Source organism: Eubacterium sulci ATCC 35585, from assembly GCA_001189495.1.
Classification (GTDB): Bacteria; Bacillota; Clostridia; order Peptostreptococcales; family Anaerovoracaceae; genus Eubacterium_B; species Eubacterium_B sulci.
In genome coordinates this window covers 1634043-1647258 of the sequence record CP012068.1, presented here as the reverse complement: position 1 = coordinate 1647258, position 13216 = coordinate 1634043, and the positions used below count along the sequence as shown (strand labels likewise).

The 13216-nt window shown below is 39.9% G+C and carries 9 protein-coding genes and 2 pseudogenes; 8 read left to right on the top strand and 3 right to left on the bottom strand.

Annotation, left to right across the window (positions count from 1 at the left end):
* Nucleotides 1–21 precede the first annotated feature (21 nt).
* From ADJ67_07720 to ADJ67_07705, 4 genes and pseudogenes are all read left to right on the top strand, one after another.
* Nucleotides 22–474, top strand: a complete 453-nt coding sequence (locus ADJ67_07720) for a hypothetical protein (GenBank protein AKT47518.1) — start codon at nucleotides 22–24, stop codon at nucleotides 472–474.
* 95 nt (nucleotides 475–569) lie between these two features.
* Nucleotides 570–1319, top strand: coding sequence for an exodeoxyribonuclease III (locus tag ADJ67_07715; protein AKT47517.1), 750 nt, complete (start codon nucleotides 570–572; stop codon nucleotides 1317–1319).
* A gap of 16 nt (nucleotides 1320–1335) precedes the next feature.
* A complete protein-coding gene (locus tag ADJ67_07710) occupies nucleotides 1336–2304 on the top strand; it encodes a hypothetical protein (protein ID AKT47516.1) in 969 nt (322 codons plus the stop codon).
* A 625-nt stretch (nucleotides 2305–2929) separates the two neighbouring features.
* Nucleotides 2930–3748, top strand: a pseudogene (locus ADJ67_07705) (hypothetical protein).
* 1351 nt (nucleotides 3749–5099) lie between these two features.
* Here ADJ67_07705 and ADJ67_07700 read toward each other — a convergent pair.
* Both ADJ67_07700 and ADJ67_07695 read right to left on the bottom strand, forming a co-directional pair.
* Nucleotides 5100–5513 (bottom strand): hypothetical protein, encoded by a 414-nt coding sequence (locus ADJ67_07700; GenBank protein ID AKT47515.1) that lies wholly within the window; start codon nucleotides 5511–5513, stop codon nucleotides 5100–5102.
* A gap of 21 nt (nucleotides 5514–5534) precedes the next feature.
* Nucleotides 5535–5948 (bottom strand): hypothetical protein, encoded by a 414-nt coding sequence (locus ADJ67_07695; protein ID AKT47514.1) that lies wholly within the window; start codon nucleotides 5946–5948, stop codon nucleotides 5535–5537.
* Nucleotides 5949–6236: 288 nt separating this feature from the next.
* Between ADJ67_07695 and ADJ67_07690 the strand changes: the two genes are divergently transcribed.
* Nucleotides 6237–6464, top strand: a complete 228-nt coding sequence (locus ADJ67_07690; GenBank protein ID AKT47513.1) for a seryl-tRNA synthetase — start codon at nucleotides 6237–6239, stop codon at nucleotides 6462–6464.
* 1966 nt (nucleotides 6465–8430) lie between these two features.
* On the opposite strand, the pseudogene ADJ67_07685 reads toward ADJ67_07690, so the two are convergent.
* Nucleotides 8431–8619 (bottom strand): annotated as a pseudogene (locus ADJ67_07685) (hypothetical protein).
* 703 nt (nucleotides 8620–9322) lie between these two features.
* Between ADJ67_07685 and ADJ67_07680 the strand changes: the two are divergent.
* From ADJ67_07680 to ADJ67_07670, 3 genes are read left to right on the top strand one after another with little or no spacing between them, the layout of a single operon-like run.
* Nucleotides 9323–10987 carry a phosphoglycerate transporter gene (locus tag ADJ67_07680; protein AKT47512.1) on the top strand — a complete coding sequence of 555 codons (1665 nt, stop codon included), beginning with the start codon at nucleotides 9323–9325 and terminating at the stop codon, nucleotides 10985–10987.
* Nucleotides 10988–11012: 25 nt separating this feature from the next.
* Nucleotides 11013–12656: a Na/Pi-cotransporter gene (locus tag ADJ67_07675; GenBank protein AKT47511.1), complete on the top strand. Its 1644-nt coding sequence runs from the start codon at nucleotides 11013–11015 to the stop codon at nucleotides 12654–12656.
* A 4-nt stretch (nucleotides 12657–12660) separates the two neighbouring features.
* Entirely contained in the window at nucleotides 12661–13128 is a 468-nt protein-coding gene (locus ADJ67_07670) for a hypothetical protein (GenBank protein ID AKT47510.1), read from the top strand.
* Nucleotides 13129–13216: the final 88 nt, after the last annotated feature.

The following is a 13216-nucleotide window of genomic DNA, read 5'->3' as shown; positions in this document are numbered from 1 at the left end:
CAAAAATGCTAGGAGAATAAGATGTGTAATGTTATTTTGGAAAAATACTATGATAGGATTAAGGCAGCTTATGAAGCAAGCGCATTCACAGAAGGTATCCGACCTGAAACAGAGGACGATATAAAAAAGTTTGAAGCAAATTATGCTTCCATACCATCAGATTACCGCTGGCTGCTGCTTAACTTAGGTGGATGCTATTTAGTAGAACCATGGATATTTGACTTGAAAGAGCTTGATGAGAATTATACAATTTTTGAAGATGCATACGAGGAGTATATGAGCGAATATGAACATGGTCCAGTGTTTCCTATCGGAGGATTAGGTGATGGAAGCATTGTATTCATAGACGTGGAAAGCGGTAAAGTGCGTGGGTATAACAATGACTATGCTGACCTTGAGGACATTGCAGAGAGCTTCCCGGAGCTGGTTTTGAATCTTGTAGAACAGGTGGAATACCTTGCTGATAAAATATAAGCTTTGAGGGGTATGTATTAAATGGCGTGTTTACAATGTGCGCTTAAGATATGTAGTATATTAAGAAAGTAATTGATCAAAAGGAGAAAATATAGATGAAATTTGTTTCATGGAATGTTAATGGACTAAGAGCAGTTCTCAAAAAGGGATTTGAAGATATAGTAAAGGATTTTGACGCAGATTTCTTTTGCATTCAGGAGACCAAGATGCAGGAAGGACAGGCAGATGTTGATTTGCCAGGATATCAGCAGTACTATTCATATGCTGAGAAGAAGGGATATTCGGGAACTGCAATCTTTACTAAGCATGAGCCACTAAGCGTGACATATAATTTTGAGGGGCATGACGATGAAGGAAGAGCGGTGCTTCTAGAGTATGATAAGTTCTACCTGCTTAATGTGTATGTTCCTAATGCACAGCCTGAGCTGAAAAGACTTGAGTACAGAATGAAGTGGGAGGACGACCTCAGAGCAATGGTAAGCGAACTTGCGAAGAAAAAGCATGTTGTAATGTGCGGAGACCTAAACGTTGCCCACGAGGAAATCGATCTTAAGAATCCAAAGACAAATCGTGGAAATCCAGGTTTCTCTGATGAAGAAAGAGCAAAGATGACCGAGCTTCTTGGAGCGGGCTTTACTGATACATTCAGACATCTCTATCCAGAGCAGGAAGGGGCTTATAGCTGGTGGTCATACAGAGGAAATGCCAGAAAAAACAATACAGGGTGGCGTATAGACTACTTTGTTGTTGACGAAGGACTTAAAGACAAGATTAAAGAGGCAGCAATCCACCCAGATGTTTTAGGAAGCGATCACTGCCCAGTAAGCCTTGAGCTTGATATATAAGTACTAGGTGCATCAGATGAACGATGAAGGATATAGTAAAATAAAAGGATATATTTATATAGCATTTGCAACAGTGCTATTTAGCACAATGGAGATAGGGCTGAAATATACATCAAAGAGATTCAATCCCATGCAGCTCACGATGATAAGATTTTTGATAGGCGGCATTGCATTGCTGCCTTTTGCTTTGATGAAGCTCAAAAAGGATAACCAAAGTGTTACTGGAAAACATTTTATAAAGCTTACTTTGATTGCTTTTATAGGGATATTTCTAGGCATGAATATCTTTCAGATGGCAGTTATATATACCAAAGCATCAGTTGTATCAGTGCTATTTAGTACAAATACCGTATTTGTAACCATACTTGCAGTACCGATTTTAGGAGAAGCGATAGAGAGGAAGACTATTTATGCACTTATCTTCCAGATTGCTGGAGTTTTAGCAATTATACAACCTTGGGATGCTCATATTAGTGTCGTGGGAGCGAGCCTAAGCCTTCTTTCTGCACTTGCATTTGCATTATATGGTGTCTTAGGCAAGGAGGAGAGCCAAAAATATGGTGGAGTCGTTACGACATGTATTTGCTCTTTGACCGCAGCTATTCAGATGGCTATTTATATGGGTTTATCACATATGAAAATTTTAGCGAACTTCTTGGATAGAGTCGGACTTGAAAGCTTTGCTAAAGTACCGTTTATCAAAGGAATAGGTATAGATGCTATTCCAGGTATTATCTATGTATCAATTGCAGTTACAGGATGTGGATATCTATGTTACTTCCTCGCAATGGAGTACTGCGAAGCTCAAACTGTCTCTCTTGTTTTTTTCATTAAACCTATACTTGCACCAATACTCGCAGTAGTTATTATCCACGAAGTAATTCCACTTAATATGGTGCTTGGAATTACACTTGTCTTGATAGGCTCAGTAATTTCTATTGCCTCTGATATATTCCACAGAAATAAAAAAAGCAACTATGAATAATCACATGTTTATTCGTGGTTAAAGGAGTTGTGAGGTGTTATTAAAAATTTATGATTGTTCTAGGATGTAAAAGTGAAGATAATACGTACAATAAAATAGACTTGATTTCCAGGAGGTAATTGTGATATTATAACATGTGTTAGTTTAGACTAACTATGTTAGCGTAACTAATATATAAGATGGTTATCTAACATTAAATATCTCGATTTAACTACACAGGAGGAATTTTATGGTAAGAATGCGAAAGAGACCTCTGGCGATCTTGCTTTCATGCGCAATGCTTGTAAGTGCAGGCGTTCAGGGCGCGTATGCTATAACTGGTGATGAGGTTGCAGCTGATAAATCATACACTGCAGATCCAGTTAGAGCAGAAAAGCCACATGGCAGCTGGGAAGGATATAGCGTTAATGTAAGCTTTGATGTAAGAGATGGTAAGCTTGCTAACATTAATACTACATCTCCAGATATGGAAAGTTATAACAAAAGGTTCAAGAGCAAGGCTGATAAGAGAATCAAGACACTTGAAGGACAGCCCGCAACTCTAGCTACGGTAAATGGACTAGATGCTAAGACTGGAGCTACATATACAACTAAAGCATATCAAACTGCGATTTTAGCGGAGCTTTCCAAAGCAGATGCAGCACCTACGACAAATCCAGTTGAAGAAGCTAAGACTCTATATGGAAAGGTAAATCTTCCATATGCAGATTTCTATTATGGAGAGCTAAATAACCTTACAGCAGTATCAAATGATCTTAATGCAGATGCTGTTGATAAGGCAGCAAGCCTAAGAGCAGATGGAATGTACGATGCGGTAACAAGCTCAACTAAGAATAAGTTCAAGAGCTTCTTCCCAACTACATATAACTCAGTAAACGAGGATGGCTCAGGTAAGATCCTAGGTGTTAAGGATGTAAATGTTGCAATAGACAAGGCTCTTTACGACAAGGTTAAGAAGGCTATTGCTGATGGCAAGACATCTAAGAACCCGCTATTTGATATTGTAAAGAATATGACGCTGAATGAGGGTAACGCACAGCCTAAGGAGTACAAGGTAATCAATGGCGATGGAACCCTAACAGCAACAAAGGGTGACGGAACAGTTGTAAACCCTGCTACAGCAACAATTAGCACAATAAATAGATACGGAAACTACGGTATAAAACTAAGTGGAGAGGGAATACCTGCAGCTAAGGATGTAGATGGAGTTATCCTAAAGACTTCTGACGGCAGCATGTACGCTATGAAGCATCTTGAGAACATCTGGGTTAAAACATATGAGATTTCATTTGCAGTTAAGCCTGACTTCGTAGAGCCACATGGTAACCATGTAAACTACAAGGCGTATACAAGCATCGAGGGTAAGACAATTACTGAGATTAGATACATGGTGCATGATGGAGACGATGTAGTTGTAAATACTTCGCTTCTCTGCAAGAAGATTCCAGGCGCAGATGCTAGTGCAAGTGTAAACAATGCTGTATTTAGCGAGGGTGTAGCAGTTACAACTAAGGTAAATGCACCAGCTGATGCAGCATATAAGCTAAGCGCAGTTAAAAAGGGTAAAACTGTTCTAGAGGAAGGTAAGGATTACACTGTTTCAGGGGATAAGATTACATTTAAGAAGACTGATAACACTGGTATAGGTGCATACACTGCAGTATTCACATCTGAGAAGTATGGTGATTTGCAGGCAAACTTCCAGCTAAAGTCAAATCACGCAGATGGATCCGTTAAGATTGAGGGTAACAAGCTTGTTCTACCGGCTGACCTTGATAAGGATACATACTATGCAAGCATTTCAAGTGTGCTTGTAGACGGACAGCCACTAAGAGGTCGTGACCTTGCTAAGCTAATCTTTGGAGATGATCAGACAGTTAATTTCAACGCTGAAATCTCAGGTAAGGGTGGTGTAAAGACTCCTATCTTCACTAAGGGAGAAGACGGAAGCTATGAAATCGAGCTTGTTTCAGATGGTTATCCAAGTGTAAAGGCAACAGTTTCACCTAAGAAACAGCCTGAGCCAAAGCCACAGCCAAAGCCAGAACCAAAACCTGAGCCACAGCCACAGCCACAGCCAGGCAACAATGATAATGTGCAGCTAACAGCTAAGATTGTAAAGGTAGAGAAGGATCTTAAGGGATACAAGGCAGGCGAATACGAAGCATACGATATTTACTTTGTAAATGCAAATGGCGATAGAGTTAAGCCAAATGGAAAGCAGCGCGTAACTGTTGAGCTTAAGAATCTTGAGCCAAAGAATCTACACATCTTCCACGAGAAGCATGATGGAACACTTGAGGAGATTCCAGTTACTTCAATAAGCGGCAAGACTGTAACATTTGAGAACGATGACTTCTCGGTTTACTACTTTGCAAATGTTAGCCCAAGAGCAAACGGATCAGGAAATGCTAACAGACCAGGACCTAACACATTTGATGGAAGCGGTCTTGCAGGATTCGCAGTGCTAGGAGCTGGCGCAGCTATTGCTTTTGCTGCACTTTCAAGAAGAAAGAAAGCTGCTAAATAGCCTGTACAAAAACTAAATAGTTAAATACATCAGAGCCTTGCCGGCGGAGAGGATTTCAAGAAAAGGAGTGTTTAATACATGACACCGTTTATCTTTTGAAGTTTATTCGATTGGTCAAGGCTCTTTTGAAACTATATATATTATTAATTAAATATATTTAACTTAAATTGGAAACTAAATATTCAAAAAGCACTCCAGTTATTTTCCACTTGAAGTGCTTTAATTACATTGCCATAATGTTATATTTAATTGTGTTGCTTCTATTCTATTTTATATAAAGGTTAACTATATCCATTTTCTCATCGAGAATGATGGTGAATACCGCGCGGCCATTCTCGTAGTCGCACTTCAGATTGCACATATATGTGCTTGTCTCAGCATGTCTTTCTCTAGAAATGCTACCGCCCTTGAACTCCTCAAAACTACCAAGGAATCCAAGTATAGGATCTAGCATAGCATGTAGTCTTTCTATACTTGTCTTCTCCTGCATGTCAGAAGAAAGGCTGTTATAGCATGCATCAAAATCACCGCGGTTGAGATTATGCACAAAGTTCTTGGAGCGAATTGCAATCTCTATGCGTTCAGATGCCAAAAGTCCGTCTGATTGTTTGCTAATTAAGTAAAGTCCACCGAGCAAAGCTAGAGCGGCCGGAACAACAAAATATCTTTTCTTTTTCATATCTATCACCTACTCGTATTTTTATTCAATATTTATCCAGTTTAAATCATCTACACCTTTTAAAGTCATACTGTTTCCATCAAACCTATTTTTAAGTACAACGTCATTTTCCACAGATATATCAGTATACCAATTTCCAAGACTTGCATATTTTCCCGTATGAATATTTATAATTACAGTTGTTATAGGATCCCAGGTTTTCTTCTCAACCATCTCTACCAAAACATAGTATGCATCTAAAAATACAAGCTTTCTTCCATACATCCAAAAAGGAATTTCTCTATTCAATAAGGGAAGTTTGGCCGAAAAAATAAAATCCCCCATTGGCGGCTCAGTCTCATAGTTTAATACAATCTCACTTCCATAATATACGATTTTCGCTCCATATGCACCTACACTTACAGGTACACCTTCTTCGGCTACTATAAAATCCATATATTTCCTTTCTTATTCTATACCTTCAGCTCTTATACGAATAGCAAAAAATTCTTTAAATGAATCAGATTCATTTTCTATATTTTCTTTCAGATGACATCACACCGCTGGACTTTAGGCATATTATATATTTTGTTATATCTTTAATCAAGTGAAGAATTATCCATAAAAGCTCGCATGTGCTGAATTTACATTGTTTGGGGAATTTTGTTATTTGCTTGACCGTCTATGGGGAAGTTGATATTAATATCATAGGGATGAGAGAATGCTAAGAAAAGGAGAAATAAGATGGCAGGAACACCTATTAAATTTGAGATAGTAAAGCACATTGGAGTTATAAACAGAAATGATAGAGGTTGGACTAAGGAGTTAAATATCGTATCATGGAATGATCAGCCGCCCAAATATGATATCAGAGATTGGGACGAGCAGCACGAGAGAATGAGCCGTGGAATCACTTTGACAAGACAGGAGATTGAGAGCGTTGTAGAGGCGTTTCAGAATGAATCAGAATAGTTAGTTTTGCAAGTATTTGAGCTGTGTGCTGGGACTGAGAATATAAGAATACTTTGCTATAAAATTCACTTGCTTATTTAGAGTTTATTGTGATATGATATGGATGTTAGTTTATGCTAACGAAAGTTTCTAGAGGCAAATAATAGTTACCTAAAGATAACACAAGTTAAGGATAACTAACAATAAGTATCTCGATTTAACTACACAGGAGGAATTTTATGGTAAGAATGCGAAAGAGACCTCTGGCGATCTTGCTTTCATGCGCAATGCTTGTAAGTGCAGGCGTTCAGGGTGCGTATGCTATAACCGGTGATGAGGTTGCAGCAGATAAGTCATACACAGCAGCACCAACTAGAGCGGAAGAACCAGGCGGTGACTGGGACGGATATAGAGTAGATGTAAGCTTTGATGTAAAGGACGGAAAGTTTGCAAACATCAATATTGATACTCCAGGAATGGACAACTCCAACTGGGGATTCAAGGTAAAGGCAAAGAATAGAATTAAAACCCTTGAGGGTAAGCCAGCAACCCTAGAAACAATTAATGGACTAGATGCTAAGACTGGAGCTACATATACAACTCAGGCTTGCAAGGATGCTATTAGAGTAGAGCTAAAGAAGGCTGATGCAGCAACTAAGGCTGAACCAGTAGAAGAAGCTAAGACTCTATATGGAAAGGTGAATCTCCCATACGCAGATTTTTATTATGGAGAGCTAAAGAACCTTACAGCAGTGTCAAATGATCTTAATGCAGATGCTGTTGATAAGGCAGCAAGCCTAAGAGCAGATGGAATGTACGATGCGGTAACAAGCTCAACTAAGAATAAGTTCAAGAGCTTCTTCCCAACTACATATAACTCAGTAAACGAGGATGGCTCTGGTAAGATTTTAGGTGTTAAGGATGTAAATGTTGCAATAGACAAGGCTCTTTATGACAAGGTTAAGAAGGCTATTGCTGATGGCAAGACTTCTAAGAACCCACTCTTTGATATTGTAAAGAATTTGACGCTGAACGAGGGTAACGCACAGCCTAAGGAGTACAAGGTAATCAACGGCGATGGAACTCTCACAGCAACAAAGGGTGATGGCACAGTTGTAAACCCTGCTACAGCAACAATTAGCACAATAAATAGATACGGAAACTACGGTATAAAACTAAGTGGAGAGGGAATACCTGCAGCTAAGGATGTAGATGGAGTTATCCTAAAGACTTCTGACGGCAGCATGTATGCTATGAAGCATCTTGAGAACATCTGGGTTAAAACAAATGAGATTTCATTTGCAGTTAAGCCTGACTTCGTAGAGCCACATGGTAACCATGTAAACTACAAGGCGTACACAAGCATCGAGGGTAAGACAATTACTGAGATTAGATACATGGTGCATGATGGAGACGATGTAGTTGTGAAGACTTCGCTTTTCTGCAAGAAGATTCCGGGTGCAGATGCTAGTGCAAGTGTAAACAATGCTGTATTTAGTGAAGGGGTAGCAGTTACATCTAAGGTAAATGCACCAGCCGACGCAGCATATAAGCTAAGCGCAGTTAAAAAGGGTAAAACTGTTCTAGAGGAAGGTAAGGATTACACTGTTTCAGGGGATAAGATTACATTTAAGAAAACAGATAACACAGGAATTGGCGCATACACTGCAGTATTCACGTCTGAGAATTATGGTGATTTGCAGGCAAACTTCCAGCTAAAGTCAAATCACGCAGATGGATCTGTTAAGATTGAGGGGAACAAGCTTGTTCTACCGGCTGACCTTGATAAGGATACATACTATGCAAGCATTTCAAGTGTGCTTGTAGACGGAAAGCCTCTAAGAGGTCGTGACCTTGCTAAGCTAATCTTTGGAGATGATCAGACTGTAAACTTCAACGCTGAAATCTCAGGTAAGGGTGGTGTAAAGACTCCTATCTTCACTAAGGGAGAAGACGGAAGCTATGAAATCGAGCTTGTTTCAGATGGTTATCCAAGCGTAAAGGCAACTATTTCCCCTAAGAAGCAGGAGGAACCTAAGCCTGAACCAAAACCTGAACCACAGCCACAGCCGGATCCATCAAAGCGCTGTGGCTCTGGCTGCGACTGTGGCTCTGGCTGCGACTGTGGCTCTGGTTGTGGCTCTGGCTGTGACTGTGGCTGTGACTGTGGCTCTGGCTCTGGCTGTGGCTGCGGCTGTGCAGGCGAGAAGGAAGAGCTTAAGCTAACAGCTAAGATTGTAAAGGTAGAGAAGGATCTTAAGGGATACAAGGCTGACGAGTACGAAGCATACGATATCTACTTCGTGAATGCAAATGGCGATAGAGTTAAGCCAAATGGAAAGAAGCGCGTAACTGTTGAGCTTAAGAATCTTGAGCCAAAGAATCTACACATCTTCCACGAGAAGCATGATGGAACACTTGAGGAGATTCCGGTTACTTCAATAAGCGGCAAGACTGTAACATTTGAGAACGATGACTTCTCAGTTTACTACTTTGCAAATGTTAGCCCAAGAGCAAACGGATCAGGAAATGCTAACAGACCAGGACCTAACACATTTGATGGAAGTGGTCTTGCAGGATTCGCAGTGCTAGGAGCTGGCGCAGCTATTGCTTTTGCTGCACTTTCAAGAAGAAAGAAAGCTGCTAAATAGCTTGTACAAAAACTAAATAGTTAAATACATTAGGGCCTTGCCGACGGAGAGGATTTCAAGAAAAGGAGTGTTTAATACATGACACCGTTTATCTTTTGAAGTTTATTCGAACGGTCAAGGCTCTTTTGATAGAAGACAAAATAGGCCTGAAATCTTGTTCATTTTGCGCTTTGTGGTAAAATATTATCTAATGGACAGCAAATTTTACGGGATTCAGGATGTGGTAATATGAAGATTAATTTGATAACAAAACCAAAGGGCGAGATCAGGGAATGTGATGTAAGACAAGGTATATCAATAGAGAACCTCTGCTATGAAATAAAGGGACTTCCCTATAGGATTCTTGCGGCTAAGGTTAATAATAGAATTGTAGATTTAAATTATACGCTTGATGAGCCATGTACAGTTGAGCTTCTCGATATGAGGACTGAGGTAGCTACTATTTTATATCAGGCTAGTCTATCTTTGATTTATGTCAAAGCGGTCAGCGATGTGCTTGGAGATGAAGCAAATGTTAGTATAAGAAACTCTTTAAACAAGGGATTTTATACTAAGATAAATACCAGTAAAGAGCTTACAGCTGAGCTTATATCTGATATTGAGACTAGAATGCGAGAAATTGTTGAGGCTGACCTTCCTTTTAGAAAAGAAGTTTTATCTAGGGAGAGCGCTATAGAGTGCTTGCATAAGGATGGTAGATTTGAAAGAGCTAGACTAATTGAAACTGCTCCAAACCTCACGCAAGTCTTTTTCTATGAGCTTGATGGCTATCGTGATTTCTATTACACTTTGATGGCACCGTCATCTGGATATATTGACCTATTTGAGCTTAGAAAGTACAGAAATGGTATTTTGCTAAGATTTCCACATCCGTCAAATCCAAGCGTCGTGCCTGAGTTTGTCGATGAAACAAGGATGTATCAGGCGTTTGCAGAACAGACTGTTTGGGAAAGGCTCCTAGGAGTTAGCTATGTAGCTGACCTAAATGAGAAAATCGCAAACGATGAGGCTAAGGATCTGATTCAGCTTTCTGAAGCGCTTCATGAGAAGAAGATTGCTCAGATTGCGGACATGATTAATAAGGGGCACAAGAGAATTATTTTGATTGCTGGTCCATCATCTTCAGGCAAGACTACCTTTGCTCAGAGACTTTGTGTACAGCTTAGAGTAAATGGACTAAATCCATTGTACCTTGGTACTGATGACTATTTTGTGAACCGTGAAGATACACCGCTTGATGAACATGGCGAAAAGGATTACGAAAATCTCGAAGCACTTGATATAGAGCTATTCAATAACAATATGAATGATTTACTTGCCGGAAAAAGCGTAGACTTGCCAAGTTTTGATTTTATGACGGGTAAGAAGATATTTGGTAAGAGAATCACCTCGATTTCTGAGAATCAACCTATTGTTATAGAAGGTATTCATGGACTTAACGAAAAGCTCACGCAGTTCATACCAAAGGAAGAGAAATTCAAAATCTATATTAGCCCACTTGCACAAATAAACATCGATGTTCACAACAGAGTTCCGACGACTCTTGAGAGAATGCTTAGAAGAATAGTTAGAGATAATCTATTTAGAGGGCACAGTGCAAAGGATACTATCGCAACATGGCCAAAGGTGAGAGCGGGCGAGGAGAAAAATATCTTTCCTTACAGTGGGGAGGCTGATATCTTATTTAACTCCTATCATATATATGAAATTTCTGTTTTGAGAAAGTACGCGGAACCGCTGATTAGAGAGATTACTCAGCAGGATAAAGAGTATGCAGAAGCACAAAGGCTATTGCAATTTATGCAGTTTTTCCGTATTATAGAAAACGATGATATTATAGTTAATAACTCGATAATAAGAGAATTCATCGGCGGAAGCGTATTCGTAGACTAAAGCGATGTTTTATGGAGGATAAGCTATGCAATTTTCGGTCTTTTTAGGCCTTATGGGAGGACTTGCCCTATTCCTTTACGGCATGCAGATGACCAGCACCGGTCTTGAGGCGGCAGCTGGTGACCGCATGAAAAATATTTTAGAGAGGCTTACATCCAATAGATTCATGGGAATCTTAGTAGGTGTGGGAATCACAGCATTGATTCAGAGTTCATCTGCGACAACTGTCATGGTTGTTGGATTTGTAAACTCGGGGCTGATGAAGATTACTCAGGCTGTTTGGATTATAATGGGTGCAAACATTGGTACCACAATCACTGGACAGCTGATAGCCTTGGATGTAGGCGAGATAGCACCGCTATTTGCAATGGCGGGTGTTGTGCTCCTAGTGTTTTTCAAGAGAGAGAAACTTCACAACTACGGTTATATAGTTGCAGGCCTAGGATTCCTTTTCCTAGGAATGAACCTAATGAGTGAGGCGATGGAGCCACTCAAGGAAGTACCTGCATTCAAAGAAATGCTGACATCCTTCCAGAATCCACTGTTTGGACTTTTGTTTGGTCTTGTATTTACAGGAATCATTCAATCATCAGCTGCATCGGTTGGTATCCTTCAGATTTTGACAACTAGTGGAGCGTTAAGCTTCCACAGTGCCGTATTCGTTTTGTTCGGTGGAAACATTGGAACTTGCGTAACGACACTCCTTGCATCTATTGGAACTAATAGAAATGCTAAGAGAGCTATGCTTATTCATATGATGTTCAATGTGATAGGGGCAGTGCTGTTTTCGGTAATATGTATTGCAACACCGCTCACAGACTGGGTTGCATCATGGACTCCAACTAAGCCAGCAGCACAGATTGCGAATATGCATACTTTCTTTAATGTAGTAACAACATTGCTACTTCTTCCTTTCGGAAGTTACCTCGCTATTCTATCAAAGAAATTACTGCCAGAGGTTGAAACCGAGGAAGTAGATACATTCAGACTAAAATTCCTAAATCCTTCAATGAAACACGAGGAGCACTTTTCGATTGGTGCATCGGCAATCATCATGACCGGTATCAGAAACGAGCTTCTTCGCATGTATCAGATGGTTAAGGATAACGTGATTGCAAGCTTTGATGTAGTCATAAGTGGCGACACAAAGATGCTAAAGAAGATAAACGATAAAGAGGATTACATAGATTATCTGAACAAGGAAATTTCTAAATATATTTCCAATACTATGGTCTATGAGACAAATGTCAAAGATAGCAGGCTGATAAATGCCTACTTTAGAATATGTACTAACTTAGAGCGTGTGGCTGACCATGCGATGAATATAGCAGAGTACTCACTTAGACTAGCTGAGAACAAAGTTAAATTCACAAAAGAGGCCTACGAAGAGCTAGAGACCATGAAGAAGTACAGCGTACTTGGAATGGAAACAATTAGTGCACTCGATAAGATGAATAGCGAAGAGGTTGTTAAGACTGCTGCCATAGAGCAGAAGATAGACGATTTGACGAGAGAGTATAGAGCAAATCACCTAAGACGTATGCACAAGGCTACTTGCAGTGAGGATACTGCAGTGCTTTATACTGAGCTCTTGATCGACTTTGAGAGAATAGGGGATCACCTTCTGAACATAGCTGAAGCGCTAAATGTTGCAGACAAGGTGGAATAGTATAATGAAAAAACCAAAATTTGATAAGCTAAAGAATCTAAAATTTAAGAGACTGAACAAGCTCAAGGGTATGGTCAGCGGAAGCAACCTAATCGGATTTGAAACCGCAGTTATCGGTGCAGTGATTGTCTATGTAGTTGTTCTTTCGGGCATGATAAAAGTCACGAGCCTTTTAACGGGTCTAGTGCTTGTAGGTGCAGGAACAGCGCTTCTATTTGGAGACTCTGCTACTAATACCTCTGATGATTGCGAGGCAGATAAGATGAACGGTAAGTATAAAGCAAAGGGCGAGAGCCTAGGAATGTTCATCTTGCATCAGTGCTGCGTACTAGGGATGGCAGCCATGCTAGTTCTTGGTATAATATATGATAACCGCGCTGATTTCTTTAGCTGGATTCTAGCCATATTTGCGGCGATAATGCTAGTTAGCATATTTGCGCAAAGGATAGTGAAGAAATACAAGGCAAGCTAGTTAAGGCTTGAAAATCAACTATAGAATGAATTAACCAGTGTCAATTTGCACTGGTTTTTTGATATAAAAAGAGGTGTACAAATATTAA